21 protein-coding genes, 1 tRNA gene and 1 pseudogene are annotated in these 26510 nt (G+C 72.1%); 13 read left to right on the forward strand and 10 right to left on the reverse strand.

Annotated features, from left to right (window positions below; translation table 11 throughout):
• The first annotated feature begins 565 nt into the window (after positions 1–565).
• The 9 genes and pseudogenes from AVL59_RS20630 (at position 566) to AVL59_RS20665 (ending at position 7388) form a co-directional block, all read left to right on the forward strand.
• The gene (locus AVL59_RS20630) at positions 566–826 is read left to right on the forward strand and encodes a hypothetical protein (RefSeq protein ID WP_067306559.1); all 261 of its coding nucleotides are present in this window, start codon (positions 566–568) and stop codon (positions 824–826) included.
• 330 nt (positions 827–1156) lie between these two features.
• Positions 1157–1645 carry a hypothetical protein gene (locus AVL59_RS20635; RefSeq protein WP_237281892.1) on the forward strand — a complete coding sequence of 163 codons (489 nt, stop codon included), beginning with the start codon at positions 1157–1159 and terminating at the stop codon, positions 1643–1645.
• Positions 1646–1891: 246 nt separating this feature from the next.
• Entirely contained in the window at positions 1892–2467 is a 576-nt protein-coding gene (locus AVL59_RS20640; protein ID WP_208870417.1) for a hypothetical protein, read from the forward strand.
• A gap of 423 nt (positions 2468–2890) precedes the next feature.
• Positions 2891–3787, forward strand: coding sequence for a L,D-transpeptidase (locus AVL59_RS20645; protein ID WP_067306562.1), 897 nt, complete (start codon positions 2891–2893; stop codon positions 3785–3787).
• Between the two features lie 52 nt (positions 3788–3839).
• Positions 3840–4346 (forward strand): SigE family RNA polymerase sigma factor, encoded by a 507-nt coding sequence (locus tag AVL59_RS20650; RefSeq protein ID WP_067306564.1) that lies wholly within the window; start codon positions 3840–3842, stop codon positions 4344–4346.
• A complete protein-coding gene (locus AVL59_RS20655; protein ID WP_159399971.1) occupies positions 4339–5061 on the forward strand; it encodes a L,D-transpeptidase in 723 nt (240 codons plus the stop codon). The genes AVL59_RS20650 and AVL59_RS20655 overlap by 8 nt, the downstream gene beginning before the upstream one ends.
• Positions 5062–5570: 509 nt before the next feature.
• On the forward strand, positions 5571–6938 hold the full coding sequence (dacB, locus tag AVL59_RS20660) for a D-alanyl-D-alanine carboxypeptidase/D-alanyl-D-alanine endopeptidase (protein ID WP_067306568.1): 1368 nt from the start codon (positions 5571–5573) through the stop codon (positions 6936–6938).
• A 118-nt stretch (positions 6939–7056) separates the two neighbouring features.
• Positions 7057–7264, forward strand: a pseudogene (locus AVL59_RS48510) (cold-shock protein).
• A 50-nt stretch (positions 7265–7314) separates the two neighbouring features.
• Positions 7315–7388 (forward strand) — tRNA-Met (locus AVL59_RS20665).
• Between the two features lie 352 nt (positions 7389–7740).
• Here AVL59_RS20665 and AVL59_RS20670 read toward each other — a convergent pair.
• Entirely contained in the window at positions 7741–8370 is a 630-nt protein-coding gene (locus AVL59_RS20670) for a TetR/AcrR family transcriptional regulator (RefSeq protein WP_067306571.1), read from the reverse strand.
• 72 nt (positions 8371–8442) lie between these two features.
• On the opposite strand from AVL59_RS20670, the gene AVL59_RS20675 reads away from it, so the two are divergent.
• The gene (locus AVL59_RS20675; RefSeq protein ID WP_067306573.1) at positions 8443–9270 is read left to right on the forward strand and encodes a class I SAM-dependent methyltransferase; all 828 of its coding nucleotides are present in this window, start codon (positions 8443–8445) and stop codon (positions 9268–9270) included.
• A 284-nt stretch (positions 9271–9554) separates the two neighbouring features.
• Here the strand turns inward: AVL59_RS20675 and AVL59_RS20680 are convergent, their stop codons facing one another.
• From AVL59_RS20680 to AVL59_RS20710, 7 genes are all read right to left on the reverse strand, one after another.
• Positions 9555–11315: a thiopeptide-type bacteriocin biosynthesis protein gene (locus tag AVL59_RS20680; RefSeq protein ID WP_079146833.1), complete on the reverse strand. Its 1761-nt coding sequence runs from the start codon at positions 11313–11315 to the stop codon at positions 9555–9557.
• 7 nt (positions 11316–11322) lie between these two features.
• A complete protein-coding gene (locus tag AVL59_RS20685; RefSeq protein ID WP_079146834.1) occupies positions 11323–13365 on the reverse strand; it encodes a TOMM precursor leader peptide-binding protein in 2043 nt (680 codons plus the stop codon).
• Entirely contained in the window at positions 13362–15449 is a 2088-nt protein-coding gene (locus AVL59_RS20690; protein WP_067306575.1) for a hypothetical protein, read from the reverse strand. Before AVL59_RS20690 ends, AVL59_RS20685 begins: the two co-directional genes overlap by 4 nt.
• A gap of 128 nt (positions 15450–15577) precedes the next feature.
• Positions 15578–16759, reverse strand: coding sequence for a lantibiotic dehydratase C-terminal domain-containing protein (locus AVL59_RS51425; protein WP_067306578.1), 1182 nt, complete (start codon positions 16757–16759; stop codon positions 15578–15580).
• The gene (locus tag AVL59_RS55865; protein WP_067306580.1) at positions 16756–19596 is read right to left on the reverse strand and encodes a lantibiotic dehydratase; all 2841 of its coding nucleotides are present in this window, start codon (positions 19594–19596) and stop codon (positions 16756–16758) included. Before AVL59_RS55865 ends, AVL59_RS51425 begins: the two co-directional genes overlap by 4 nt.
• 211 nt (positions 19597–19807) lie before the next feature.
• On the reverse strand, positions 19808–19987 hold the full coding sequence (locus AVL59_RS20705) for a thiazolylpeptide-type bacteriocin (protein ID WP_067306582.1): 180 nt from the start codon (positions 19985–19987) through the stop codon (positions 19808–19810).
• 47 nt (positions 19988–20034) lie between these two features.
• Positions 20035–20238, reverse strand: coding sequence for a thiazolylpeptide-type bacteriocin (locus AVL59_RS20710; protein ID WP_067306584.1), 204 nt, complete (start codon positions 20236–20238; stop codon positions 20035–20037).
• 1023 nt (positions 20239–21261) lie between these two features.
• On the opposite strand from AVL59_RS20710, the gene AVL59_RS20715 reads away from it, so the two are divergent.
• From AVL59_RS20715 to AVL59_RS20725, 3 genes are all read left to right on the forward strand, one after another.
• A complete protein-coding gene (locus AVL59_RS20715; protein ID WP_067306587.1) occupies positions 21262–21666 on the forward strand; it encodes a hypothetical protein in 405 nt (134 codons plus the stop codon).
• A 585-nt stretch (positions 21667–22251) separates the two neighbouring features.
• Positions 22252–23796 (forward strand): FMN-binding glutamate synthase family protein, encoded by a 1545-nt coding sequence (locus tag AVL59_RS20720; protein WP_067306590.1) that lies wholly within the window; start codon positions 22252–22254, stop codon positions 23794–23796.
• A gap of 131 nt (positions 23797–23927) precedes the next feature.
• Complete coding sequence (locus AVL59_RS20725; protein WP_067306592.1) at positions 23928–24710, forward strand: alpha/beta hydrolase family protein; 783 nt, start codon at positions 23928–23930, stop codon at positions 24708–24710.
• 152 nt (positions 24711–24862) lie between these two features.
• Here the strand turns inward: AVL59_RS20725 and AVL59_RS20730 are convergent, their stop codons facing one another.
• Together AVL59_RS20730 and AVL59_RS20735 are read right to left on the reverse strand one after the other, a co-directional pair.
• On the reverse strand, positions 24863–25789 hold the full coding sequence (locus AVL59_RS20730; protein WP_237281578.1) for a hypothetical protein: 927 nt from the start codon (positions 25787–25789) through the stop codon (positions 24863–24865).
• A 4-nt stretch (positions 25790–25793) separates the two neighbouring features.
• Positions 25794–26408, reverse strand: coding sequence for a papain-like cysteine protease family protein (locus AVL59_RS20735; protein WP_067306595.1), 615 nt, complete (start codon positions 26406–26408; stop codon positions 25794–25796).
• Positions 26409–26510 lie beyond the last annotated feature (102 nt).

The following is a 26510-nucleotide window of genomic DNA, read 5'->3' on the forward strand; positions in this document are numbered from 1 at the left end:
GATGTTCGAAAGGGAGATTACCCAGAGAGATGGCAAACGATCAAGGAGCGTCCCGTTTCAGACAAACCTCGAACGACACCTGCCACCACTGTGGGTAGCGGAGGCGTGGGCCGTGGCGTCACAGTTCGCCCGGGCGGCGCCCGACATTGGCTGTGCCCGGGGGTGCGTTTTTGTCGCACCGAGTCGACCCATGAGATGTGAACGGCTTCATGTCGCCCAGCAATTGATATTCCGGAATGGTCCGACATAAAGGTCACGAAAGTCAGAACGGGCGCGTCCAGAATGTGACAAGGCACCTCGGCGTACTGACTACAGCGTCATGGACACCCGAACCTCACTGGGCCGCGATTGACAGGGGCTCCGCGTCAATGAGCGATCGCGCCCCCTTCGTGGTGAAGCCGACCAACTGGTGGGCTTGTCCGTGGTGTCGGGTACTGCGGGACCGCTTTCGGGGTGTTGGGGACAGATCTCGTCCATGCTGCCTTCGGGGAAGCCGCGGCCGGAGCCCATGCCGCTGACGTCACGTCGGCGGACCGCCCGCGAGGCGGGCCGTTACGGTTGCCCCATGCACGTACGAGGAGTGGATCCGCAAGACACCACCTGGGAGCAGGATGACGCCACCTACCGTGCGTACTTCTGGGACAGGTCGGCGAGGACATCGGACGAGTATGAGATGACCGGGGCCGACGTCGAGGAGGTCCTGGCCTGGGCCCGAGCCAAGGCGCAGAAGGCGGGCTCGGCCTACACGCTGTACGTGCGCGTCACCGACGAGGGCAGGCCTGGGCTGGTCCGCCTGAGCGGAGTGGCGGGCGACCCGTTCGCTTGAAATCCCGGCCCACCTCCAAGAGCGTTTTGTTCTGACGGGGTAGTTGGTTCGAGGTTCGGATGTCGCGACCGATGCCGAGCCTCCAGCCGCGAACCGCTCCGGACGGCGCATATCGCGGTGACCGATATCAGCTCCCCGGAGCTCTACCAGCGCATCGCGCGAAGCCTCGGCCGCGACGTTACGGAAGACACCTCCGAGGCGCGTGGTGAGTGGCAGCGGGAGGCACTCCAGCTCCATCAGCTCTACCGGTATCAGTGAAGGCTCCTGGTCGGCTCGGGTGCGGATCGTGGAGCGAGCGGGGGCGTCAGGCAGAATCCCGGTGTGACATCCATGGGGATCCTGACCGAGCTGCAAGCCGGCATGGCAGAACTGTCCACCCCGATGCGGGTGTACGTGGCGGCCGGGCGGTTCACCGAGCCGGACCCCGACCTGCCGGAGCTGGCGGCACAGGTCCGCGCGCTGCTGGCCGTGGTCGCGGTGGACGAGGCCTGGCGGCGCTTCCTGCAAGGGTACGTCCCGCCGTCCGTCCCTGAGATCTGCGCCGCTCTGGAACCGGTGGAAACCCACGGCGCCGCCGCGTTCCTGGCCTGGGTCGCGGCCGTCGACCTGGTCTGGCCGAGCCACCGGCACCTGCCCGTCGAGACCGCCGAGCGCGCGGCGGAACGGGTGGTGTCCTTGCTCGGACCGGAGGCCAGCTGGTGGACGAACCACGACGCCGGATGCGGCGCCGTGAACGGGCTCACCTCACTGTTCGACAGCCTGCTCGCGGGAACGGACGGTGAGCACTTCGCGCTGGCCCTGCAGATCGCCGACGACTGAGCGCCCCGCCCGTAGGAGTGGTCATCAGTCTCTGCGCGCGCGGACGCACGGCGCACGCGCCAAGGAGGCCCGCATTCCTGATTTCGATGCTGCGGCGCACTCTCGCCCCGTTCGTGGCGCTCTGCTTGTCACCGCCGGAACCGTTGCCGGGACAGCCGTACGGCTTGCCCTGGCTGCCCCCTGCGACTGCGGCGTGCGGTGCTGCGAGCGGTGGCCGAACGGGGCTCCACCCCTGAGGAAATGGACATGATGCACAAGCTTTCCGACGACGAACGCCGGCGCCTCATCACCGACTTCATCGATGACACCTTCGGCGGGCTCGACGCCAATGCCGAGTTCGTGGACATGATGCGCTCGGCCATGCCTGACCTGCCGGACGACCCCGAACCCGATCAGGTCGACGCCTGGGTGGAACTCGCCGAGCTCACCCAGGACTCCGACTTCCGTGCCGCCGTCCGCCGCATGGCGGAGTACCAGGCAGCCGAGCGCGCTCAGGGCGACGTCACCGGCTTGCACCACGACCTGACCGAAACCGTCCGTGACCGCGTCGGCCGCGCGTTCGACGCCGGCATCGCCCCTGCTTCCGCCGAGGCAACACCCGTCATCGACGCCCTCACCGCCCGTTACGCGCACACCTTCGGCCGTGCCGACGACGCCGACTTGCGCCACTGGCTGCTGGCACGCCTGGAGATCGCCGGTGACCCCCGCGCGGAGCGCTACTGGTACCTGCTGGCTGTCATCAACGGATGGCCCGTGCCACCCAGCCTGGCGCCGGTGTTCACGTGGTTCACAGAAGCCTTGCGCGCCCGCACCCGGCAGTAGTCCCGTGACTTGCGGTCGGCCCGGTCCTCGCGGCTTCGACCCCTGCCGCGAAGGTCTCGGGGCGTTCCATGAGGTGGCCGCCCTCGAAGCGGGCTCCGGCGTGCACGAGGGCGACGAGATTGCTCCTGGCCGAGTGTCCAGCTTCGAAGAGCGTCGGGGTGCATGCTCGGCGGGGACAGGCGGTGCGCGAGTACGTTGTGTATCTCCCGGGTCCAGTTGCCCGGCAAAGAAGTTGTGTTGCGATGCAACCTGCCTCCCAGCCCGTGCGTATTAGAGGCGATACCGCACCTCATCCGGGGGGATTACATGTATTTGGACCGTTCGGCCGTTCGGACCGTCGGCCGTTTCGGCGCTGTTGCAGTGGCCTGCGCGGCCTTGTTCTCGGCCGTCGGCTGTTCGGCGGACTCGGGTTCTGGCGTCAGGGTGGCCGCTGACGGGCCGGATGCCGGGGCCTCCACCACGGCGGCCGGCAAGGCTGCGGGCGGGCACAACGGCGGCGCGGGCAAGGCGTCCGGCGCACGCTCGGTTCCGTCGGTGCCGGAGCCCGCGGTGCTTGCGCAGGCGCAGGTGAACATATCCGACGGGCAGACGGTCGGTGTGGGTATGCCGATATCCGTCTCTTTCGCCCGGCCGGTCCCCGCCGCGGACCGCAAGAGCGTGGAGCGCTGGCTGCGCGTGCAGACCTCGTCCGGCACGAGGGGCGCGTGGAGCTGGGTGAAGGGCCACAACCTTCTGGACGGGCAGCGCGTCGACTTCCGCCCCAGCACCACCTACTGGCAGTCCGGCACCCAGGTCACCCTCCGTCTCGGCTCGCACGGCGCCCGCCGCTTCACCATCGGCCGGTCGCTGGTCGCCACGGTCGACGCGAAGACGCACATGATGACCGTCCGTACCGGCGGTGGTACACAGCGCATCCCGGTCACCACCGGGGCGCCGGGGATGGACACCTGGAGCGGGACGATGGTCGTCATGGACAAACAGTCCAAGGTGTATATGGACTCCCGCACCGTGGGCCTCGGCGACACCTACCATGGCTACTACTACTGGGCCGTGCACCTGACGACGTCGGGGACGTACGTGCACCAGAACCCGCGGGCGAACACCGAGGCCGGACACCGTAATGTCACTCACGGCTGTGTCGGCCTGGCCTCCAACGGCATCGCCCAGCGCTTCTACGACCAGGTACAGGTCGGCGACGTCGTCACGGTCACCGGGGCGGACAAGGACATCGTCGCCGCCGGCAACGGCTACGGCGACTGGAACCTGACCTGGAAGCAGTGGCTCGCGCAGAGCGAAGCCGGCGCCACCACGACCGCATGACCCCCATCGCACCGGCCCTGCGCCCCACGCCGTAAGAAGAGAGCACGACAAGGTGACCGAGGACGAGTTCGACCTCTTCTACACGGCTGCCTGCCCACGTCTGGTGGGTCAGCTGTACGCCCTGACGGGCGACTACGCCGAAGCCCAGGACGTGGTCCAGGAGGCGTTCGCACGCGCCTGGGAGCGGCGTTCGTCCGTCCTGAACGGCGACCGGGATCCGGAGGCGTGGATCCGCACGGTGGCGCACCGTCTGGCGATGAGCCACTGGCGGCGGGCGCGCCGCTGGTGGGAGCTGGTGCGGGGCGAGTCCGCGCCACGGCCGGTGCCCGAACCGAACCCGGACCATGTGGCGTTGGTCTCCGCTCTGCGGCGTCTGCCGGAGGTCCAGCGGACCGCGATCGTGCTGCATCACCTGTGCGATGTGAGCGTGGAACAGATAGCCGCCGAGACCGGTGCGGCCGTCGGCACCGTCAAGGCACGCCTGTCACGCGGCCGTACGGCACTCGCCGCTCACCTGGTGAGCGAGGAAAACCACTCCACGGAGGAAGCCTGTGTCTGACCAGCCACCACCGCATCCCCTGACCGAGACGGAGCTGTCGGCCCGGCTCCGTGGCCTGGCCGCGCAGGGCGCGGCACCGGCCACAGGGGCACAGGCGAGGAGCCGGGCGCAACGCCGCCGCCGCAGCCAGCGCGTTGTGCTCTCCACCACCGTGCTCGCGGCGGCGGCTCTCGCCGCCGTCGCCTCCGGCGCCCTGGGCTCCGACACCGAGGCGGCCGCACCCCCTGCGGCGTCCGTGTCCCACACCCCCACACCCGTCCCGTCCCCGGCGCACGTCCAGCGGGTGACGATCGACCTGGACGCCCACACACTGACCATCAAGGGCAGGAGGTTCCCCATCAGCGGGGTGCAGGACAACTGCCCGATCGGCGAGAGGGAGGTCACGGTCACCGCCAAGTACCCCACCCTGACCATGCCCCCCGACAAGTACTCCAGGCTGACCAAGTATGTGGACGTCAGGCAGTGGACTGTCACCTTCACCGACCGCCATCATCACGAGCGGCTGCTGATGTGGGCGCTGGACCCCTCCGCCGGTCTCAACAGCATCGGCAACAACGCCGGCCCCGGCTCCATCGCCCTCGCGCCCCAGGACGGCAAGTGGGTGTACGACGCCATCAAGCCCGGCGCACGTGTGGAGATCAAGGGCCGGCAGGCCGCGAGCGCGGACCCGGACTCCGTGTGCTACGACCGCCACCCGGTCACCGGCGACCACTGATAACGAACCGGCAGCGCGGCGTGGGCACGCCGACCGCACCGGTCCAAGGCTGCGCGAATACCACGCCGGTGACCTCCAGGGTATCGACGCAGGCAAGAGCCCGCCGCCCCTGCCGACCCGCCCGACACCAGCGCTGTCCCGGCCGGGCATGTCGGGAGCCCATTCCACGTACTCCGTCGGAACGGATCGATTCCGTGTATTCCGCTGGAAGGAACCGATTCCGCGCATGAGGATCGTCGGCGCCCATGGGACGGATGTATTCGAAGAATATGGACAACTGAACAAGTTCCCCGTCCAGCCCGTCAGTTCGGCCAGTCCTCGTGTCTGCCCGGCTGTCCGCTCAGCCGGCACACCCTGCATCATGCCCAGCCGACGACCGGCCGCAGACCAGGCCAATTGCCCGCACGGGCAGACACGTTGACCTCCGGCTGCATACATGTGTGATGGCTGATGCAGAGCGTTTGGCTTTCCTTCATCCAAAGCCCCCCTCCTGAAAGCGTCGAACCCCGATGACCGAAGCACCTGTCAGGACACCCGAGAACACCTTCCTTCCGGGGGGCCGGCGCCGGCACCGCAAGCCCGGACAGAGTGGCACGGGAACCGGCCTGCGCCGGGCCCTCGTCCTCGCCATGGCCGTGCCCGTGGCGTCCGCCGCCCTGGCGGGTCCGTCCGCCTTCGCCGCCCAAAAGGGCGCCGGCGCGACGGCCAAGACCCACGGCCTGGACACCGGGGACCAGCAGATGGCCAAGAACCTGAAGACCCGGGTACTCGATCAGCGGCTGGGCTCGAACGTGAGCGGCGTGGTCCTCAACGCGGACTCGGCCACCACTGTCTGGGGCCACAACGCCTCCACCGCGCTGATGCCGGCGTCCAACGCGAAGCTCGCCACTTCGACCGCCGCCCTGACCGTGCTCGGCCCGCAGCACCGGTTCACCACGAAGGTCGTCTACGGTCACGGCACGCTGACCCTCGTCGGGGGCGGCGACCGCACCCTGAGCACCGCCGACCTCGCGGAATTGGCGAAGACCGCGATCGCCGGACTCAAGGCCGCGGGCCGGACCACCGTGACGGTCACCGTCGACGACAGCCTGTTCCCGGAGCCGACCCTGGCCAAGGGCTGGAACAAGGGCTACTACCCCGACACCGTCGCCCCGGTCCGCGCGCTGGTCGTCGACGGGCACGGCGTCCAGGACACCTCCATCGACGCCGGGCAGGTCTTCGCCAGGCAACTCGCCGCGCATGGCGTCACGGTCACCGGCGACGTCACCCGTGCCACCGCACGCCCGACGGACGTTCCGGTGGCCCAGCACAAGTCGGCGCCGCTGTCGGACATCGTCCGTACGATGCTCAAGCGCAGCGACAACGACATCGCCGAGACCCTGCTGCGGATGACGGCCCTGGGCGCCGGCCGCCCGGCCACCTTCGAGGGCGGCACTGAGGCCGTGCGGCGGGTGCTGAGCCGGGTGTACGGCGTTTCGCTCGACAACTTCGAGCTCTACGACGGCAGCGGCCTGTCCCGGGCCGACCGCATCCCGGCCGCCACCCTCGCGCAGATCCTCGAACTGCTGACGCAGCCCCGCTACGCGCACACCCTCGGCGCCGTCCGGGACGGCCTGCCCGTCTCCGGTGAGGCCGGCAGCACGCTCGGGCCGGAGTACGGCCGCTTCGACGACGCCAACTCCAAGTGCGCGGTGGGCAAGGTGCGCGCGAAGACCGGCACCCTCACCGGCGCCATCGCGCTGAGCGGTCTGACTCGGGGCAAGGACGGCAAGTGGAAGGTGTTCTCCTTCGTCGAAAACGGCGCCACGGCCGACCCGAACGCCATCAAAGACGCCATGGACGGCCTCGCGGCGACCGTCAACGGCTGCTACGCGTAAGGGATTCGGCCTCGGGATTGGTGGGCTCTGGTATTCACCTGTCGCGACATCTCCCGGATGAGGAATGGCGTCGGATCCGGTCTGCCGCGGTGCGCCCGGCGTGCGAGAGGGACTCTGGATGGCCGGCGGCGTCGTGAAGTGGTTCAACGCTGAAAACGGCTTCGGTCTCATCGCCAAGGACGGCGGGACCGATGCGTTCGCCCATCGCAGCGACATCGCCGATAGCGGGTGCCGGGAACTAGTGGAGGGCGAGGAGGTGGAAGGCCACCTTCGCCGTGACCCAGGGGCAGAAGAAGCCACAGGCCGAGAACATCGTCCGCGACTGAAATAAGGATTCTGCCCCGCGTGGGGCTGCTGTGTATAGTGGACCTACCGACGCGGGGTGGAGCAGCTCGGTAGCTCGCTGGGCTCATAACCCAGAGGTCGCAGGTTCAAATCCTGTCCCCGCTACGAAACCGAAGGGTCCGGCATCGTTCGCCGGGCCCTTCGGCTTTTCCGGCCCCGCTTGACGGCCTCGGCGATCTGACCGGGCACCAGCATGCTTCGGAACTTCAGGTGCGCACGCGCAACGCACCGCACCTGTCCTGACAAGTCGCGCTGTCTTCGGAAGAGTCAACGAGTGCATCGTCCGCCAGCTCGTCACAGGTACAGCCGCCGCCGTGGCCTTGCTGCGACCGTCCGCGTCACGCGACCGGCCCTCGGGTTCTGGTGCTCTGGGCGACCGGCTCCATCAGGCGTTGCCCGCACTGCTCGTCGTGACGGCTGCCGCGGCCCTCGGCCGAGCGGCCGGCGCCCTCTCGTCCTACGCCGGCCGCAGGCTCACCCCCTGTTGACGCGGTCGTCGTTGCACGGCATCCGCGATGACCGCTGTCACGAGCTTGTTGACGACCGCCGTGGCCGGCGGGCCGGGGTCGCGGTCCGCGAACAGGAGATGCCCGCCGCCGACCAGGGAGAGGGTGAGTGAGTCGATGTCGGCGTCGGCCGCGATGCGGCCCAGTTCACGCTCGTCGGCCAGATAGGCGGAGATCGCGGTCGTGGCCTCGGCGAGGATCGCGATGCCGCCTCCGGGCCTGGCTTGCCGCAGCCGTGCGCGCAGCTCGTCCCGGAAGGTGATGAGCGGGATGACTGCCACCGGAATCGGTCCGAACAGGGTGGTCAGCGCGCTGGTGAGGTTGTCGGCCACCGTGCCGGTGCCGGCGGACTCGCGCAGCGCACTCGCCTGCGTCTCGAGCTGCGCGGCCCGGTCGAGCACGAGGTCGGTGAGGAAGGCGTCGAAGTCGGTGAAGTGCCGATGCAGGACGCCTTTGGCGCAGCCCGCCTCGTCGGTGACGGCCCGGCTGGTCAACCCGTTCGGCCCGTCCCGCAGAAGTACGCGTTCGGCGGCGTCGAACAATTGCTGCCGCGCGTCGCGAAGGTGCACCCCAGTCGGCACTCGCAGATCCTCTCGTGCGTCACTCTGCTGGCACCCGTTGCCCAGTGGGCGCACGCCCACTAAGGTGGGCGCATGCCCATCTTACCGCGACAGCAACCAGAACCGTCTCCGGCGGAGCCGCACAAGGCCCGGCGGATGGCCGAATCGTTCGGTGCGGACGTGCAACGCTACGACCAAGCCCGGCCCGGCTACCCCGAAGCGCTGGTGGCACGGATCGTCGCCGGAAGCCCCGGTCCTGACGTGCTCGACATCGGCTGCGGCACCGGCATCGCAGCCCGCCAGTTCCAGGCCGCCGGCTGCGCCGTGCTCGGCGTCGAGCCCGATGCGCGGATGGCCGACTTCGCGCGAGCCCGTGGCCTGCAGGTCGAGGTGGCGGCCTTCGAAGCCTGGCAGTCGGCCGGCCGGACGTTCGACGCGGTCATCGCCGCCCAGTCGTGGCACTGGGTGGATCCGGTCGCCGGCGCCGTGAAGGCGGCACGTGTGCTGCGTCCAGGGGGACGGCTGGCGATCTTCGGGCACGTGTACGAGCCGCCCGCCGAGGTGGCCGAACCGTTCGCCGCTGCCTACCGGCGGGTGGCGCCCGACTCCCCGCTCAACGGCCAACCGGCCCGACGTCCGCTCGGCCTCTACCAGGCGGCATACGCGAAGTTCGCCGACAGGATCCGCGAGACCGAACAGTTCGACGACCCCGAACAGTGGCGGTTCGACTGGGAGCGGTCCTACACGCGCGACCAATGGCTGGACCTGCTGCCCACCACCGGTGGCCTCACCCAACTCCGTCCCGATCAGCTGGCCGAGATATTGGACGCGGTCGGGGGCGCCATCGACTCCCTGGGCGGACGCTTCACGATGAACTACACCACCCTGGCCGCGACCGCCGTACGTGCTGACACCGCCTGAGTCCATCTGCCCAGTCGTCGCCGACCCAGAAATCCGCGCGGACATTCGACGCTCTGCCCGGCGTCGGCGGAGGAGCGCGGCCAGCCGCCTGGGCTGCCGTCGATGGGTCGATATGTGTGCTGAGGTCGCGTGGCGCTCGCTCGCCCCGGACCGCTGCCACCACCACACCGATCCCACCGTGCCCCGAGCCGTTCCGCCGGCGTACCTGTGCGTGATATTCCGGCCGTGCCGTCGGCCGGCTCGGGCGCCTGCCACAAAATAACCGCCGAGTAGCTCTCGTATCGTCAGATGCCCCGTGGACTGGTCAGTCTGCCTGGCGGGGCGGGGCGGCCCAGGGGGAGGAGGTACTGGACCGGCTCGTCGAGGTCGTCGAGGCCGAGGAGCTCGTGGGTCAGGTCGTCGTGGAGGCCGCCGAGCGGGAGAGTGGCGAGGCCGAACGCCGCCGAGGTGAGCAGCAGCGTCTGCGCGAGGTGGCCGGCCTCCAGCAGGCCCAGCCGCAGGGCCCGCAGGCCGTAGCGGCGGCGCAGCAGGCCGAGGTCGAGGTGGACGGTGAGTACCGCCGGGGCCTCGTCGATGCCCACCGCGTCCGGGTCGTCCGCCGGCCGGGAGAGGTACGAGGACAGTGCCTTGAGCTCGGCGACGGTCGGGGCCGGGCCGATCGGGAGCAGTGTGCGGCGCTCCGGCACGCAGTGGTACGTGCCCGCGGCCAGGCCCGCGACATCCAGCGCCACCAGGCGCACGCGCACGCTGTAGAGGGCACCGGCGCTCGGGTACGGGCGGTGCCGGAGGGTCTGTACGGTGCCGTCGGCGAGCGGCCGGTGCGTCGCGTGGCTCTCGGCGTACGCGGACCACAGCACCCCGCCCAGGGTCCCCGCGTCCAGCGGCCCGTACAGCGGTCCGCGCACGGAGCTGCGTCGGCACAGTGCCTCGGCGAGCGACAGTTCCGGCAAGGGGACGGCGGGCAACGGCAGTTCGGCCGTCAGCCGGGCCGCCGAAGGGGTCGGCGGCGGGGGCAGGTCGCGCAGCGCGGTGTCCTCGGGTCGTCCGATCCGGAACTTGCTGCGCTCCAGGTACTGGTAGTCGGCCGCGCGGTGCCCGGCGGGGAAGAACCCGGGGTCGTCCTCGGTCTCCAGCAGCGTGCGGGCCGCGAGGCGGCAGACGGCCCGCTCCTCGTCGGGGGTCACACCGAGCCGGTTGAACAGCATGTGCAGCTGGGACGCCCAGACCCAGGGCACACGGCGGGCGGCCTGCTCCGCGGGCACGGCGTCGCGCAACCGGGCGTCCGTGGCGCCCACCCGGCGCGCCCACTCCGCCAGCCAGTGCGCGGCGGTGCCCGCGTCGAGGGCGGCGCCGAGGGCCCCGGCGCGCCGGACCAGGCCCGGCCGCTGGAGGGCGAACACCGAGTTCACGCGGGAATGGACGGCGGCCCCGGGCAGCGGCTCCACCTCGGTGATCCAACGCCAGGAGGCGGCGTGCCGACGCAGCCAGCCCGCGGCCTGGAGTTCGTCGAGGCCGAGCGCGTGGGCGGTGGCATGGGCGAGGTCGAGGGCGAGCGGGAGCCGGGCGGCGCGGTCCGGGGTCGCGCGCAGCGCCTCGACGGCCGCGCGGGTGGAGTGGCAGAACACCTCCTCGGCGACGCGCAGCGCGGCGGGGCCGCCGTACCGCTCGGCCTCGGGTACGTACGGCACCTCGCGCACCTCGCCGTGCCGGGACGGCCAGGAGCCGGTGAACTCCGCGGGCCGGGCGGCCGCCAACTCCGCCAGGACGGCGGGAAGTCCGGCCGCCGCACCGGCGGGCAGCGGTCCCCGGAAGCGGATCCGCAGGTGGGGGCCGCCCTCGCCGTAGCGGATGAAGAACCAGGCGGCGCGCGGGTCGGCGGTCAGATCGTCCATCAGCGGAGCGAGGTCGTCGGTGACGAACGCGTCCGTCTCCGCGCCGCCGGTGTGCAGGGCGAGGTGCAGGCTGTGCCAGGCGTGTCCGGGGTACTCGGACGCGACCTCGGAGGCGGTCGGGCAGGGGCGGGGGCGGGGGCGGGCGGTCGTCATCGCGTCCTCACGGGAAGGGGTGGGGGTCGAGGGGCAGTTCGTCGCGTCGCGGCGGCCGGGCGGTACGGCCCAGCCGGTGGGGCACTGTCAGCAGCCGGTCCAGTCCCGCGGTGCGGCGGTTGACGTGCCCGAAGGTCATCGGAAGCGTGCCGGGGACGATCACCTTGGCGCAGTGCAGCCCCAGCCGGTCCCGTACGCCCGGCTCGTCCTGCGTGACCGCGATGACCTCCAGTCCCTCGGCGGCCAGCCGCTCCACGGTTCGCTCCAGCAGCCCCGTCAGGTCGGCCACCGGCTCGGGCGCCCCCGGCCACCGCTCGTACCACGGCGCCTCCGCGGTGTCGGCGAACAGGAAGTCCAGCCGGGGCTGCGCCTCGGGCAGGGTGTTGAGGCCGACGTGGTCGTCGAGGTCCAGCACCAGCTCGGGGCGGTCAAGCATCGGACGCAGCCGCTCCGGGTCCCGGGGACCGCCCGGAGCGCAACGGCGGGCGGACTCCTGGACGTTGGTGACCACCTCGGCGACCGCCGAGCGGATCGCCACCCGGGGGTCGTGATGGGCGCCGGCAGCCAGGAACACGCGGGGCGCGTCGGGATGCGCGCCCTCGTAGCGGCAGAGCGAGATCACCGCCGGGACGCCCAGGTCGTTGGTGGCGTCCAGCAGGGTCAGGCGGTAGCGCAGCAGCGCGGCGCGGTCGGCCAGGGCGGTGACCTCCGGGTCGTCGGCGGGGACGGAGATCCGGGGCAGCGGGGTGCGCGCGTACCAGGCCATCAGGAAGGCGTCGCGTTCGGCGACCTCGAACAGCCCGTACAGCGCGGCCTCTTGGGGGCTGTTGCCCAGTCCACAGCCGTTCGAGGACTCGTACACCACCCGCGGCCGGTCCGGCCCCGGTACGTCCCAGTACGCCACGTGCTCGGGTACCGCCAGCGCGCGGCGCTCGGTGAGCGACCAGCCGTACACCCAGTCGAGTGCGAGGCCGGGGGAGTACGGGAGGGTCCGGCGGGCGGGGTGACCGTCGAGCTCGGGATCCGGCAGGCCGAGCCGGACGGGGTCGAGTACGGCGTGCCCGCCCGCGGCGACGAGGTCGGCGTACGAGGCGCGGAGCACGGTACGGCGGCCGGTGGGCCGCATCCCGGCGAACCGCTCCACGCTCTCGAAGAGGGCGACGCGTTCGCTGGACCGGAAGTCGCCCGACCGGCCGTAACCGCCGTCGTCGAGGGGGCGGCCGTCCGTCACCCAGGCGGTGGTCAGCGCGAACGCGGAGTCCTCGGTCCTGAAGAGCCGGCGCACCGGCCCGAACCGCTCGTCGTGCAACTCGGCCCGCAAACGGGCGGGCGTGGCACGGGCGTTGGGGCCGCGCAGCACCGACGGGTCGGGCACCGGCCGGGGCTCGGCCGGCAACCGGGCGTCGGCGGGCGAGTCGTCCGGCAGCGGCCGGCAGACCGGGCAGCCGCCGACCGGCCGGATTCGGTGGGTGGACCAGGTGTACCGGTCGCCTTGGAGGATGTGGAGGACGGCGCGGTCGTCGACCGTGACCGGGTCGGGGGCGTCGGGAGCGTCTGGCCCGGCGGGGCTGTCGGGGCCGTCGCGGTCGGATGGGGGCGGGGCGTGGCGGTCGGACGGGGGCGGGGCCGGTTCGAGCGGGTCGGCTGTGAGCAGGTCGGCCGTCAACAGGTCTGCCGCGAGCCGGAGCGCGGCCTCGGCCAGGGGCGGGGTCGCGGTGCCGCCGAGCGCCAGCCGCGGGCTCTGCCACGGCACCCGGCCGCCTGCAGTGGCCAGCCGCTGGTACTCCGCGCAGCCGACGCAAGCCCGCGCTCCGGGACGGAGTACGGGCCCGATCACGGTCAATGCCCCGTCCTCGCGCACCGGCACGAACCGCACCGGATGAGCCAGTGCGTGCCGGCTGAGCCGCTCGGCCAGTGCGAGATCCCACGCGGTCAGCCGCACGACGGCGGTGCCCGCGACGGTCGCGAGCGCCGCCGCCGGATCGAGGACCGGGACCGGGACGGGGACGGCGTACGGATCGGGGACGGCGTACGGAGCGGCGGTGCTCATCGGGCGCCTCCCCGTCCGGTCAGGAGCGTGAATCCGGCTGCGCGCAGGGCGTCGGCGAGGGGGTGATGGTGGCCGGTGCCCCGCCGGGGTGTGGGGCGTAGGCCGGTCAGGCGGTGCAGGGCGGCGCGCAGGGCCGGTTCCCGGGCGGCGATCCCTGCCAGCCAGGCGTCGGTCCAGCCCTCGTCCGCCCAGCCGGGCGGCTCGACGCCGGCGAGCGGGGCCGCGGCCCCGCTGAGCGCGGTGTGCCGCGCCCGGTCCGGCACGTGCTCCGCCGCCATCGCGCGCGTGACCGCGTCGATGGCGGCGAGGGCCACGGCGTCGGCCGCGGTGGCCTCGACGGCGTGGCTCACCGTGGCGGGGGAGGCGCTGGTACCGGCCGAGACCGATCGGACCCGGATGACGGCCGAATGGGCTTCCTCGGAGCCGAGTCGCCGGACCGACAGATCGGCCGACCGGCCCATGCGTTCGGTCAGCACGGTCCACCAGTGACGGGCCTGAGGGTGCGTGCGCCAGACGTCGTTCCCGATGCCGTCGGCGCGGGCGCCGGCAGCGACCGGATCCGCCTCCGACGCGGTGTCGGCGGCTTCCGGCCCGATGTGGTCGAGGACGGCGCGGCGCAGTGCCCGGCCGTATGCGTGATCGGGGCTCGCTCCGACGATCGGGGCCGACGGGCCGTCGGCGAGGGCGAGTTCGGCGGCCCGGCAGGCGGCTTCCAGCCGGGCCAGGTCCGCTCGTACCGCTCCGGCGACCAGCAGACCCGCCGGGGTCCGGCAGGATGCGAGCGACGCGGGAAGCTGCGGCAGGGCCCCGGGCAGCGGCGCGTCGAGCACGCCGAGCAGCGGGTCGCCCAGGGCTGTGACCCGGCGCAGCGCCTCCCCGAGATCCGGCGCGGGCGGGGCGTCCGGCCTCCGGCGGGCAGCCCGAGGGGCCGCCGCCCACGGGTGGTACGTCGCCTCCGGCGGCTCGGCTCGGGCGATCAGCACGGCCGAGTGTCCGGCCGTCGCCGTGCCGGAGGCGTCCTCGTGCGCGGCAGGGTCGGGCAGGCCGGCGACGGCCGCGAGCAGCCGCCCGGCCGCGGCACCTGCGAGCAGGGCGACATGCGTACGGGACGGCTCCCTGGCAGAGGCAGAGGCACCGGTAACGGCAGCGGCAGCCGACTGCGACGGCGCCCGGGCACCTGCAGGCGGTGTGGCAGGCGCTGCCGATCGCGACTGCGTGGTGCCGGGCCTGCCTTGAGCCAACGCCGGCGTCCACAGTGGTGTGCTGGTGGTGAGGCGGGTGGCGATGGCGGTGGCGTCGGGGCGGGCGTGGTCCGGGGGGCCGGGCTCGGTGACGAAGCCGCCGTCGGCGTCGCAGGAGACGGCCAGCGCCACGGCCCCGGACGGAGCTTGGGCCGTGACCACGGCCCAGCCGACGGGCAGCCGGCCGTCGGCGGTGACCCGCGGGCTCGCCCCCGCGCGGCGGAGCGCCCCCACGAGGCTCACGGCGAGAGGACCCTCGGGATCCGGAGTGGAGACGACCGGTCGCGCGGTCCGGATCGCTTCGACCGCCTCAGCCGGGTGGGCGGCTGACGAATCCGGCCAGGGCGGGAGTTCGGCCCCGTCCGGGTGCTCGACCAGCAGGTCGTGCTCGCGCAGTCGGGCCGCGAGCGTGGCGAGCGCCGCTTCCACCCGAGGGCCGGCCTGATCGCTCGCTGCGGCCCTTCCCCGGCTGCCTGCCTGCTCTCCGGCCTCGGCCTGCGCCCGGGCCACGCCCTGAATCTGGGCGTCGGCCCAGGGAGTGTCGTCCGCTCGTGCCTCGGTATCGGTCTGCGTGTCGTCGTCCGCCCTCGCCTCGGTACCAGCCTGTGCGTCACCGTCGCCCCGCACTGCCTGGTCCGGGGCGAGCCGGTCCGAGAGCAGCTGCCACAGGGCCGGCAGCGCGCGGCTGCCCTCCAGCGTGACGACGGCGCCGCGGCCGCGCAGGTGCAGACCCGTGAGCAGCGGGGTGACGGCCACGCCGGGCCGCAGTCGGAACCGCGGCTCCGACCCCGGCCGCGGCGCGGGCGCGACGAAGGTTTCGGGCGCGACGGGGGCCTCGGGCATGACGGGGGCTTCGGGCGTCGGCGGGGCGGGTTGCCCTCCTGGAACGGGGTCCGGGGGCTTCGGGACCGTGCCCGCCGCGGAGTCCGAGGGCTCCGCGGCTGTGTCTGGCGCGGCGGCGGGGGCAGTGGTCATGACGAGCCCTCCACCGCCGCGATCACTTCGTCGATGCGGCCCTGCCAGGTGTGCCCGGTGAGCTCCGGCACCGTGCGCACGACCAGGTACGCGGCGAGGTACCGCTCCACCGGCCGTACGTCGCAGATCGCGAACAGCCGGTAGAGCGCGTTCGTACAGGCCCGGTAGATCAGGTAGTTGGGCCGAGTCCACATCGCCCCCTGCGGGTCCGAGCGGCGCAGCCGGCGGTGGAACTCGCTGTAGCGGGTGCGTACGTCCTGGTTCCAGCGGTCGGCCACCGTCCGGTCGCCGAGCACCGCCGCCCGGTCCCGGTACTCGAGGGGGTCGCCGGCGAAGTCCGCGCCCGCCGCGAACCGCTGCGCGGCGATACGCCACGCATCGGCGGACCAGTCGGCCCAGGCGCGCTCCCAGCCGGCCGCCCCGCCGCCCGTGATCCGCCCGACCATGGCGGTGACGGCCGGCCCGGTGGCCTCCCACCTGCGTTCGAAGGCCGCGCGGAGCCGCCCGTCCGGGTCCTCGTAGACCAGGAAGTCCTCGAGGTGCGAGACGAACGAGTAGTGGCCGCCGATCAGCCCCTCGGGGTGCGCCGTGGCGTGCGCGGCCAGCGCCGCGACCGCGAGCTGCACGCGGGCGGCGGGCGCGTCGCCGTGCCCGCCCAGGAACGCGCACCCCGTGTCGAGGGCCTGCAGGCCCAGTGCCAGCAGGTCGTCGCGGAGCCGGACCCCGTCGGGCCCGATCAGGACGCGCAGGGACGACTGGTCCACCGGCTCGACGCGGACCGTGCCGTCCGGTACGAGCGGGCCGTACGGCGGGGCGATCAGCTCGGCGCGGCCGGCCACGGCGGCCCGGGCGAGGATTTCCTCCTCGGTGACGTGGGCGGCCGAGGGGTGGTCGGCGGCCCAGGTCCGCAGGGCGGAGGCGGTGCGCTCGGCCGCCAGGGCCACCCGGTGGGGTACGCCGCGCAACCGGATCCGTACGTGCGGGCCGTACAGCCAGTGGCGCTCGACGTGCCCGGTCAGGCGGGCGCTTGCGGCCCGGCGGGCCAGCGGCAGCACCGCCTCGCGCAGCAGCGGGGCCTTGTCCTCGCGGTAGTCGTACAGGACGACGTCGAGGGCCGTGGCGGACCCGGGCACGGCCGGGTCCGGCGGGGCGGGGGCGGGGCCGGCCGGGGCGTTCATCGGGTGCCTCCTCGACGGGGTACGGGCGGGGCGGCGGGCCGGGTCGCGGCCCGGTCGGCTGTGCGGCGGCGCGCCGGGCGGTACGTCTCGATGACGGACTCGACGGCATGGGCGGGCTGGTCCCGGCCGCCGAATGCGGGCAGGGCCTCCTCCAGGACGACGCCCTGGGGATGGCGTGCCAGCCAACTGCCCAGGCAGCGCAGGTGCAGGACGTTGCCCAGGTCGAGCGCCTGCGGTTTGGGCGCCCGCAGTTGCGCGACGAAGTCGTCGACCGCGCGCCCGGCCGGGGGCCGTGGAACCGTGTGCAGGAAGAGCTGCTCCGGCAGGTCGAGCAGGGCCCGCCAGCGGGCCACCGTGGCGGCCGGCACCTCCCGCTCCTCCGTGGTCAGGTCGGCGCGCAGCGCGTCGAGCACGCCCGGGCCGAGGTGCCAGCGGCGCCGGGCCAGCACCAGGTGGCGGTGGCGCAGCCGCGGCGTACGGACCACCTGGCCGCCCGGCGCCGCCATGGCGTGCCGGGGCAGCAGCGGGTGGAAGTCCACCACCCCCGCGGGATGGTCGGAGAGGAACGGCCCGAGCCGTCCCGGCAGCATGATCGGTGCGAGGAAGCCCAGGTAGAGCACGTCCAACGGGTCGCCGGTCGCCCGTACGCGGAACCGCAGTCGGTCGGTGACCGGGTCGTGGACGAGATCGAGGTCGGCTTCGGCGAGGGCGGTCCGGCCGCGGTCGGGTCCGATCTCCTCGGCGAGCAGCAGCGGGTGAAGGTTGGCGTTGAACCCGCCCACCGGCCGGACCTGGGCCGCCCGCGCGCCCGCGCCGAGGCCGCGCCGGACGCGCTCGCCGACCGCGGCCGCGGCGCTCACGGGCATGGCGTCGAGGAAGCGGCTGGTGAACCGGCCCCAGCCGCCGTAGACGTGGTTGACGCACAACAGCCCGTCGTCGTGAACGCGTTGGACGAAGTGGGAGTAGCTGAGCGGCCGGGCGGCCGTCCAGTCGGGCAGACGGGCGGCGAGGGCGCGGACGGGGTCGGCCGGCAGGACGATCGCGGGGGCCGTGTCCCCGGCCGGTCCTGCCGCCGCCCGTGCCAGCGCGGAGAACTCCTCGCGCAGACAGGCGAGTTCGACCAGTCCGGCCGGCAGTTCGGGATCGTCGGACGGCCGGGCCACGAGGCGGCCGGATTCCTCCCAGGCGGCGGCGGTGTCGGCGCCGAAGTCCCATGGGTCGCGGCAGGTTCCGCCCTCTCCGTAGCGGGCGACGAAGCGGTCCCGGGCGATCCGGCTCATCATGTGTCCGAGGTCGAACAGCTCGGCCAGGGGGGTGAGTTCGCTGAGCGCGGCGTGGTCGGCGGGAGTGAGCGGGTCGTACCCGGCGGGCCGGTCCTCGTACGGCGCTCCCGTGGTCCGCTCGTCCGTGTCCGGTGCGGTCGGCGGGCGGCGTGGGGACAGGGGAACGGGGGCGACGGCGTCCTCGGTGAGGGTCGTCAGCGGGGCCGCGTCCGGCGGGACGGCTCGGCCGGTGTCGGCGAGCAGCTCGTGCCAGTGGTCGGCCAGGGTGGCGAGCAGGGCGGGGCGCTCGGCGGCGGGAGTGTCCGCGAACCGCCGTGTGTCGTGCGCGAGTCGGGTGAGCCGGTCCGCCAGGACCGCGTCCGCGGGCCACTGGCGCAGCCAGTCGGCGAGCGCGAGGAGCGGGGCGGGGTGCTGCGGGTCGACGGGCTCCGCGGGCATGAGCAGCCCGGAGTCGGCGAGCCGGTCCACGAAGCCCGCGACGGCGGGGTCGTCCGGCGTGCGGCCCAGGCCGGCGGCGAGCCGGGCGGTGAGCGTACCGAGGGCGAGCGGGCCGCCGGCGAGGACGGCTGCCAGCGTGTCCAGCGCCGGGCGGGCAGCCACCTCGACCTCGTCCTCGCGGGTGACCAGGTACCGGCCGCCGGCGAACAGCGCCTCCGCGCGGGCGAAGCGGGCCCGCCCGTCGGCCACCCGTGCGGTGCTCGTCATGCGGTGGGGGAGGGCGCGGCGGCGGCGCGGCTCGTCGAGCAGGGCCGCGGTGAGCGCGGCGACGAGGGTGCGGTTCTCCTTGACGACAGAGGTCAGCGGGGTAGTGGACCCGGGCTCGGGCTCCGTCGCGGCGGTGGCCGTGGCAGCCGTGTCGGCGACCGGTTCGGCCGCCCACCCGACGGCGGTGAACCAGGACAGCGGACTGGTCTTCGTGCTGGCCCGCAGGGCGTGCCGCAGGACCGAGGCCTCCTCCTTGCGCGCCCGCCGCCCGGTCTCGCCCCGGCCGGCCCTGCCGACCGCCCGCAGCAGGTCGGCACTGGTCAGGGCGATGGCCCGGGCGAAGGCCGGGGAGCGGCAGAGGCCGGCGAGCGCGGCGCGCTCGGCGGTCAGGGCGGGCGGTACGGCGGCGCCGAGCTCATCGAGCAGCCGGGCGCGCAGTTCTCGCAGGGCGAGCCAGTCGGCGAGCCGAGGCACCCGGTCGGGAAGGGCACCGAGCCGGCCGAGGAGGGCGGGGCGGGGCTCGCGGCCGTTGTGCAGGGCGCGGCGGAGTGGAAGGACCACCTGGCGGTGGAACTGCTCCTCGTGGCCGGCGCGCGCGGCGAAGAGGTCGTCGGACAGGGCCGCCCGCAGGGCGGCGTCCTGGGCGGCCAGGGCGGTGAGCCGGGCGAGCAGGGTCCGTACCTCGGCGGCGGGGGCGGTTTCGGCGGGGTATGGGAGCACGGTCGTACGGACGAGGGTGTACGGCGCGGTCCGGTCGTACGGGTCCGCCGGGTCGTAGGGGCCTGCCGGGTCGGCCTGGTCGGGCTGCGGCACGCGCACCGGGGTTGCCGGCGGGGCGGAGTACGGCATGACGGGGCTCCCGGCGTACGGCTCGGAGGGCGGGCGGGATCGGCGGAGCGGGCGGGAACGCGCGGACGGCTTCAGCGGTACCGGGTGGACCTCTGCGGACCGCGTCGGGGTAGGCGCGGGGTTGTGCGGCCGGCCGGCTGGACAGGACGAGCCGGCCGGCCGCACGGAGCCGTGGCCCACCGGCCTCGTGGGAAGCGAGGCCGAGGGCGCACTAGTAGGGCAGGTCGGGCAGCCTGGGCTGGGCGCGCGAGGAGGAACCGCATGAGCCCGAGCCGGCTCCCCCGGATGCGCCCGTCTCGGGCAGCGCGACGGTGTCCCGCAGGGCGGTGACGGTCAGTTCGCCGAGCTCGGGGTCATCGAGGGCTAGGAGGTCCCCGCTGTGGTCGGGCATGTGGAGCCTCCCAGGTTCGAAAGACGGTGTTCGGGATGGGCCCGGGGTCAGAGGACTACGGGCGTGTCCACTTGCGGCTGCGCGCACGACGACGAGCCCTGGCACGAGCAGGAGCCCCACGAGGCGCCGTTCTCGGGCAGCGCGGCGGTGTCGCGCAGCGAGGTCACGGTCAGGTCGCTGAGGTCCAGGTCCGCGTCCAGGGCGAGGTCCTGGAGGTCCAGGCCGTCCTGCTGGTTCGGGGTACGGGACATGACGAACTCCCTTGGGAGGAAGGTGGAGGTCGGAACGCGCCTATGGAATGACGGCGCGAAACATGCCGAAAAGCAGGGCATGTAAGGGAATTCCGCTCGAAGCTGGAGAAAGAGCCCGAACGGTCATTCGTCGTACAGCAGCGAGTCTGGGTCCCGGGGGAGGCCGGCAGCAAGGCCAATTCAGTTATTGGCCTGTTGTGTTCATCCCGGTTCGGTGCGTCTTGGCACGTCGCGTCGCGGTGGTGCGGCCGCGTTTGGACTGGTGCGAGGTGAAGAAAATGTGGATGCATGTGTCCCTTGTGAGGTGGATCTCCCCTGGTTGTCCACGAGGTGAGTCAGGGTCGTGACAGGCGGACGTCAGGCCTCCGTCAGCCGGGTGTCAACGCCTCCCGGCGCCCTCGTGCGGCCCGGCGCACGGAGGTGGCGCACGTCGCGTCCATGAGGGGTGCACAATCGGTCAACTTCCTTTCCGGGGAGGTCGGGTGGATAGGTACGGGCCCCGGACCGAGTCTCGGTCCGGGCCTACATCCGGGCCGGAGAGGTCGAGATCCCGCTCCTGCTCGCCGCACGCGCGATCGGGCATGCCGATGCCAGTCGGATCGCGGTCTGCCTTCCCTGATGGGTTGCTTGGCGGGGTGTCCTTGCCGTCGACCTGGTGCGCTTTCCGGGCCGCCGGGTGCCGGATCTCTGCCCGCTGAGTGACGACCGGTAGGTCGCCCGGATCGGGGTGGAGGCGGATCTGCCGCGGGGTGCACCTGGACGCGGCGCCGGCGCGACCGGTTCGGCCGCGTGACTCAGGGCTGGGATGCCCGGAACGCCGCTCCGGCACGGAACGGCGTGGCCTGGCTACGGTCTGCCCGTCGCATGCATCGGGGTGCTTCACGGGCACATAAAGGGGATTTACTTCACACATCAAGTTTATTGTTCAACTATGTATGGGTGCGTAGCTTTGCCAGGGCCAAGACAACGGGGCGTCCGCCGCCGGCAGGCACGGAACGGCGGGCAGTGCAAGGAGGAAAGATCATGAAGAAGCTCATGCGGCGTATCGCGACCGCAAGCGTTTCAGTGACACTCGCCGGAGGCGCTCTCCTCGCCGCCGGCGGCTCCGCGACTGCGGCCACTTCGCAGGACAGCGGGCCCACCCCTGCTCCGGCCGCCCTGACTGCGGACGCGAAGGTCATCGACCTCCACGGCATACATCACGACCGTGGCGCCCCTACGTACGGTCACCGGCTCCATGACCGCGGTGACCAGGACTACGGCAGCCGGTGTGACGACGGCCACGGTCACGCTGGCACGTACCGGACGGCGGGTGGCCGCTTCGACCCCTGGGTGGACGACCAACTGCTGAAACCCGACCCCTGGATCAAGGATCAGTTGGCGATGTTCGTCCACTCCGGCGAACCCGGTCATCGGCACTTCGTGTGACCCGCGCCGCAGCGTCCGCACGCACTCGGACCGCACAGGGAAGGGCACCCGCCGCTGAGTGCTCGCCCGGAGCACACGCAGGTGCGTCGCCCCTGCGTCGGCAACCGGCGGCTTGTGCCTGGCGCGGACCTCGGGCCCGCGTCGCCGTCCTGTACTCGTGGTGAGCCCACTCGGTGCCACCCTCGACCGCCTCCCGCACCACTGCGAGGCCGTCCCCACCAACAACAACGGCTACCGGCTCAAGAACGTCTCCAGATCATCGAACGAGACACCGGCGTGGCGTGAGCGGTGCACATATCCCCGTACTTGGTGCTGCACTCACGCGAGTACGGGGACAACAGCCCACCGACGACACCAACCCGAGCGTGTCCGCGCCTGCTTCCCTATCCCGTCCGCTCCGGCCAAGGCGAAGCCGAACCCGGACCAGCCCCCTGACCACACGCCTGTCCGGGCGGCCTCTTAACATCATTTGGCATTCTTCGACGGACGCTGATGCCCGCTTGGCCGCGCCCGCCGTCCAACGCCCAACACGACACAACGACTCCACCGCGTCGCGACGGAGTCGTGCATCGAGGAGGAACGTTCATGCACGCCCGGAGGATCGGCGCAGCCGCCGCAACAGCGTTGGCGGTCCTGGCTGCCCGCGACCTCACCCAGAAGAAGCACGCACTGCTCCGGAACTTCCCGGTCATCGGGCACGCCCGGTACCTGTTGGAGAAGATCGGGCCGGAGCTGCGGCAGTACATCGTGACGTCCAACGAGGAGGAGCGCCCGTTCAGTCGTGACCAGCGCACCTGGATCTATGCGTCGGCGAAGGAGGAGAACAACTACTTCGGGTTCGGAACCGAAGTCGACGTCGAGCACGTGCAGGGGCACGCCTACCTGAAGCAGCGCACGTTCGCCGGCACTCTGCCCGACACGCACGACCCGCAGGCGTCACTGCCCTCCGCCAAGGTGCTGGGCGGGCCGCGCGGGCGCGCCAAGGCGTTCCGGCCGGCGAGTGTGGTGAACATCTCTGCGATGAGTTTCGGATCGCTCTCCGGCGCGGCCATCACGGCGCTCAACAAGGGGGCGGCGCTGGCGGGCACGATGCACAACACGGGCGAGGGCGGTCTCTCGCCGTACCACCGCAACGGCGGCGACCTCGTCCTTCAGATCGGTACCGCGTACTTCGGCTGCCGCAACGAGGACGGCAGCTTCAACCTCGACAAGCTCAAGGACGTGGTCTCCGGCGCCCCGGTCAGGGCGATAGAGATCAAGCTCTCCCAGGGCGCCAAGCCGGGGCTGGGCGGGATGCTGCCGGGCGCGAAGGTGACCCCGGAGATCGCCGCGATCCGCGGCATCCCGGTCGGCAAGGACTGTGCGTCCCCGTCGCGGCACACCGCGTTCAACGACGTCGACTCGATGCTCGACTTCGCGGAGCTGATCGCCACCGAGACCGGTCTGCCGGTCGGGGTCAAGAGCGCGGTCGGTGAGATGGGTTTCTGGCGGGAGCTGGCCACGCTGATGGCGCGGGGTGACCGTGGTGTCGACTTCGTGACCGTCGACGGCGGTGAGGGCGGCACCGGGGCGGCGCCGAGGATCTTCGCCGACTCGGTGTCGCTGCCGTACCGGATGGGTTTCTCCCGGGTCTACGGCACCTTCGCCGAACTGGGGCTCACCGACGAGCTGACCTTCATCGGCTCCGGCAAGCTCGGCCTGCCCGAGAACGCCGCGGTCGCCTTCGCTCTGGGCGCCGACATGATCAACGTGGCCCGTGAGGCGATGCTGTCCATCGGCTGCATCCAGGCACAGAAGTGCCACACCGACACGTGTCCCACCGGCATCGCAACCCAGAACCCGTGGCTGGCCCGCGGCCTGGACCCGGCCTCGAAGGCCACCCGGGCCGCTGTCTACCTGCGCACCCTACGCAAGGAGCTGCTCAAGGTTTCGGCGGCCGTCGGCGTCGCCCACCCGGGACTCATCACGGCCAACGACATCGAGATCATGAACGGCGACTACGAGGCCCGCACCCTGGCCGGCGTCTACGGCTACAAGGACGGCTGGGGCGAACTCGGCCCGCACCTGGCCGATGAGATCACGGCACTGCTCACCACCAAGCCGGCCGCCGTCCACAAGCCGGTCGTCTGACGCGCCGACAGTGACAAGCACCGCGCTCAAGGCGCCCTTGCGCGGAACACGAGCGTGGCACCAGCCGGTGTCGCCCTCACCCATCCACTTGCCCCTACCCCACGGCCAGTCCGTGCCGAGGCGATCACAACATGACTGAAGAAGTGAGATTCAAGAGCGTCGTCGGCCCCGAACTGGCCGGGTCGATCGACCTGCCCGAAGGCGAGATCCGGGGCTGGGGAATCTTCGTCCACGGATTCACACTCGGCAGGAACTCGCCGGCCGCCTCGCGCGTCAGCAAGCAGCTGGCACGCGAGGGGATCGGGATGCTGCGCTACGACAACCTCGGGATCGGAGACTCCGACGGCGACTGGGGGGACGGTTCCTTCACCATCAAGGTCCAGGACACGGTCCGTGCAGCCGCTTTGATGGCGGAGCGAGGAACTCCAGCAGACCTGCTGGTGGGGCACTCGTGGGGAGGCGCCGCCGCCATCGCCGCCGCGGCCGAGGCAACCGGCGTCCGCGCGGTCGCCACGATCGGGGCGCCTGCCGACCCCAGCCACGTCGAGAGACAGTACGACGCGGTCATGGAACGCGTTCTCAACAAAGGTTCGCACGAATGGTTCGTCGGCGGGAGGACCCTGGTCCTCAAGCGTGCCTTCGTCGACGACGTCCACCAAGCTCGCCTGCGCGACCGGATACGCGAGTTGCACCTGCCGCTACTCGTCATGCATTCGCCCACCGACAACACCGTCGACATCGCCAACGCCGGGGAGATCTTCCGCGAGGCACGCCACCCGCGAAGCTTCATCTCGCTCGAAGGAGCAGACCATCTCCTGACCGCACGAGGACAAGCGCAGCGAGCCGCTCACATCATCAGCGCCTGGGCCGACCAGTACATCCACAGGTCACGGCCCGGAGGAAAAGACATGTGAGGGAGCCGCTGAGCCATCGGAAGGGGTGGCTCGGCAGCGTTGCATCTCCTGGTGAAGACCGACGTTCCCCGCGTGGGCTGGGCGGACAGCCCCCGTGCCCCAGACCGGGTGGGCCTGGGGCACGGGGGCGGCGCCGGCGCCGGGGAGGCGGCTCAGCCGCTGCGGTGCGAGCGCCGCATGCGGTGGACGCCGAAGCAGGCGCCGACCAAGGCGGCAGCCGTGGCGGCGGCGCCCGCGGTGACGGCTACGTCGGCGGTTGCCACGGGTGCGGCGGACGCGCGCGGGGGCGCGGCCGTACCGCCGTAACCGCCACCCTCGCCCGCCCGGTCGTAGGCCGACCCCGGGAGCTTGTCGCCGTATTTCGCGTGTACGAGGCGTTGGTAGGCGGCCAGGGGCACGCCGCCCTTCCCCACCGCGCGCCGCGCGTCGGGGTCGAGCGGCAGCACACGGCCGTCGCGCACCACGTACCAAGCGTCGATCTGCGGTTCCCGGAAGACGGTTCCGCGGCCGTGCGCCTCACTGACGTAGTGGGTCTCGTCACCGCCGGTCGCGATGTTGACGACCTTCCACCCCTTCGCCGTCCGAACGGTCCACACCGAGGCGACCTGGCCGTCTGCGGAGACCGCCTTGCTCGCGACGAACTGCGGGTCGGCGACATGGGCGCCCGGGCGTCCGGCGACGAACCCCGGGTCGAGGAAGTAGATGGTCACCGACGGTCCGACCAGGCGTGGCCGGGCCGCGCTCCGCGCGATCGCGTCATCGCGGGCGAAGAAGCGCGAGAGGGTGTGGAGGGTGGCCGGGGTTGACGCCGCCTCGCGTGCCTGAGCGGTGTCGGCGGCGGTGAAAGGCGCGGGGAAGTCGCCGGCGGTCGCCGCGTGGGCGGTGACGGGGGCGAGTGCGCCGAGCAATGCGGTGGCGGCGAGCACCACGACCGCGGCCTTCTTGCGGACGGGCTTGCGGCCGGGGGACGCGTGCCGGTTCGGTGTGCGGCGCTTCGATGACGTCTGGGTCGGCGGCATGCCGCTCGATGACGTCTGGGGCGGTGTGGTCTGGATCGGTGACGTGCGGATCGGGGTCATGGGGTCACGCTCCGATCCCGTAGAGCGAGTGGGTCCACGTGAACGAGTTGTTGGTCACGTAGTAGTCGTAATCACCCCAGTTGTAGCGGTAGTTGGAGGGCCACGGGTCGCCCCAGTAGACTTGGTTGTCAGAGGTGTCGTAGCCGTACAGCACATGCATGTGTCCGCCCCCGGAGCTCCACTCGATGCGCGTCTCGACGGGGCGGTCGGCACTGATCTCGTTCTGCACGGTGCCGTAGCGCAGATACCCTCTGACGTACGTACCGGGGTTGATGCCCATCCAGTCGAGGGCGTTCTGCACGTCGTCCAACGCCGCTTGCCAGTTGCCGCAGGTGCTGCCCTGGGGCCGGTTGAAAGCGGCGTCACAGAACTGGTTCTGGGTGTAGTTGCGCCCGAACCACGACGCGATGGTGTTGCCGCTCGCCGCCCAGCACCAGTTGCTGTGCTCCTGCGCCTGCATGGTGATGTTGAGGCGCTTGGCGGCGGGAACGGCACGGTGGGCGACGGCGTGGGGAGCGGCGTGAGCGGTGGCCGTTGGCACGAGGGCGGGAGTCAGGACGGCGACGGCCGCGAGGACCGCTGACGCCAGCCGTCTACGGCCCCGGGTGGTAGTGGACATGGCGTTCCTCCCAGTCAGGGTGGGGGTGGAGGAGCGCGTCCGGACGCTGCGACAGCAGCATCGATCTCTTGTCGGGCCCCGGTCAATGAAGTTATCCACAGG

Origin of the sequence: Streptomyces griseochromogenes (genome assembly GCF_001542625.1) — a bacterium.
GTDB classification, from domain to species: Bacteria; Actinomycetota; Actinomycetes; order Streptomycetales; family Streptomycetaceae; genus Streptomyces; species Streptomyces griseochromogenes.

Coding starts and splice junctions, on each gene's coding strand:
- AVL59_RS20630 (WP_067306559.1), top strand. CDS start 566: ATGCACGTACGAGGAGTGGATCCGCAAGACACCACCTGGGAGCAGGAT.
- AVL59_RS20635 (WP_237281892.1), top strand. CDS start 1,157: ATGGGGATCCTGACCGAGCTGCAAGCCGGCATGGCAGAACTGTCCACC.
- AVL59_RS20640 (WP_208870417.1), top strand. CDS start 1,892: ATGATGCACAAGCTTTCCGACGACGAACGCCGGCGCCTCATCACCGAC.
- dacB (WP_067306568.1), top strand. CDS start 5,571: ATGACCGAAGCACCTGTCAGGACACCCGAGAACACCTTCCTTCCGGGG.
- AVL59_RS20675 (WP_067306573.1), top strand. CDS start 8,443: ATGCCCATCTTACCGCGACAGCAACCAGAACCGTCTCCGGCGGAGCCG.
- AVL59_RS20680 (WP_079146833.1), bottom strand. CDS start 11,315: ATGACGACCGCCCGCCCCCGCCCCCGCCCCTGCCCGACCGCCTCCGAG.
- AVL59_RS20685 (WP_079146834.1), bottom strand. CDS start 13,365: ATGAGCACCGCCGCTCCGTACGCCGTCCCCGATCCGTACGCCGTCCCC.
- AVL59_RS20690 (WP_067306575.1), bottom strand. CDS start 15,449: ATGCCCGAGGCCCCCGTCGCGCCCGAAACCTTCGTCGCGCCCGCGCCG.
- AVL59_RS51425 (WP_067306578.1), bottom strand. CDS start 16,759: ATGAACGCCCCGGCCGGCCCCGCCCCCGCCCCGCCGGACCCGGCCGTG.
- AVL59_RS55865 (WP_067306580.1), bottom strand. CDS start 19,596: ATGCCGTACTCCGCCCCGCCGGCAACCCCGGTGCGCGTGCCGCAGCCC.
- AVL59_RS20705 (WP_067306582.1), bottom strand. CDS start 19,987: ATGCCCGACCACAGCGGGGACCTCCTAGCCCTCGATGACCCCGAGCTC.
- AVL59_RS20710 (WP_067306584.1), bottom strand. CDS start 20,238: ATGTCCCGTACCCCGAACCAGCAGGACGGCCTGGACCTCCAGGACCTC.
- AVL59_RS20715 (WP_067306587.1), top strand. CDS start 21,262: ATGAAGAAGCTCATGCGGCGTATCGCGACCGCAAGCGTTTCAGTGACA.
- AVL59_RS20720 (WP_067306590.1), top strand. CDS start 22,252: ATGCACGCCCGGAGGATCGGCGCAGCCGCCGCAACAGCGTTGGCGGTC.
- AVL59_RS20725 (WP_067306592.1), top strand. CDS start 23,928: ATGACTGAAGAAGTGAGATTCAAGAGCGTCGTCGGCCCCGAACTGGCC.
- AVL59_RS20730 (WP_237281578.1), bottom strand. CDS start 25,789: ATGACCCCGATCCGCACGTCACCGATCCAGACCACACCGCCCCAGACG.
- AVL59_RS20735 (WP_067306595.1), bottom strand. CDS start 26,408: ATGTCCACTACCACCCGGGGCCGTAGACGGCTGGCGTCAGCGGTCCTC.